Raw genomic sequence first — 355 nt, 5'->3', positions numbered from 1 at the left:
AGGCTACAACTACCGCCATATTAATCAAACCTCCGAGTTAAATCGCTTGGGTGAAACGAAGAAAAAATTTGCAGTATCAGGCGTAAGTGCAGGCATTGATGGACATATCCAATTTACCCCTAAAACAATCTTTAATATTGATTTAACTCATCATTATTACGCGAGTAAATTACCAGGCTCTTTTGGAATGGAGCGCATTGGCGAAACATTTAATCGCAGCTATCACATTAGCACAGCCAGTTTAGGGTTGAGTCAAGAGTTTGCTCAAGGTTGGCATTTTAGCAGTCAATTATCAGGTCAATTTACTCTACAAGATATTAGCAGTATAGATTTATTCTCTGTAACAGGTACTTAT

Annotated in this window: 1 pseudogene; it reads left to right on the top strand. The window is 37.7% G+C overall.

The features are described 5' to 3' along the window. Positions 1 to 355, top strand: a pseudogene (locus tag HMPREF2813_RS06825) (ShlB/FhaC/HecB family hemolysin secretion/activation protein); the annotation flags it as partial.

The organism is Haemophilus sp. HMSC066A11, from assembly GCF_001811665.1.
Lineage (GTDB): Bacteria > Pseudomonadota > Gammaproteobacteria > Enterobacterales > Pasteurellaceae > Haemophilus > Haemophilus influenzae.
Note: the sequence above shows the minus strand (reverse complement) of the source record. Positions and strands in the feature narration are given on the sequence as shown.